At 65.0% G+C, this 254-nt stretch carries 1 protein-coding gene; it reads right to left on the reverse strand.

Annotated elements, in window-relative coordinates:
* Window positions 1-226, reverse strand: a 226-nt coding sequence (locus SB756_RS32620; protein ID WP_410913583.1) for a hypothetical protein, incomplete at its 3' end; no start/stop codon positions are given.
* Between the last annotated feature and the right edge of the window lie 28 nt (window positions 227-254).

Consider the following 254-nt stretch of genomic DNA (forward strand, 5'->3'; position numbering starts at 1 on the left):
TGTGAATGACTAGGTCGATACACGAGCCGCCGACGTCGGCGCTGTGGTCGCGCCAGCCGGTGCCGTGCTTCGGGTGGTCCACGTAGATCGACAGGGACGGGCTCTTGTCGTCGTGCTGCGGCGAGTGGTACAGCGCGCGGTCGCCGCCGCGACCGCGCTTCAAGCCGAGGCGATCGGCGAGGTCGTGCAGGTCGATGCGTTGTTTCAGTTCGTCGATCGAGGCCATCGTTATTGCTGTTGCGGTTGATGCAGGG

This window comes from Pseudomonas sp. SIMBA_068 (genome assembly GCF_046534705.1).
Taxonomy (GTDB): Bacteria; Pseudomonadota; Gammaproteobacteria; order Pseudomonadales; family Pseudomonadaceae; genus Aquipseudomonas; species Aquipseudomonas putida.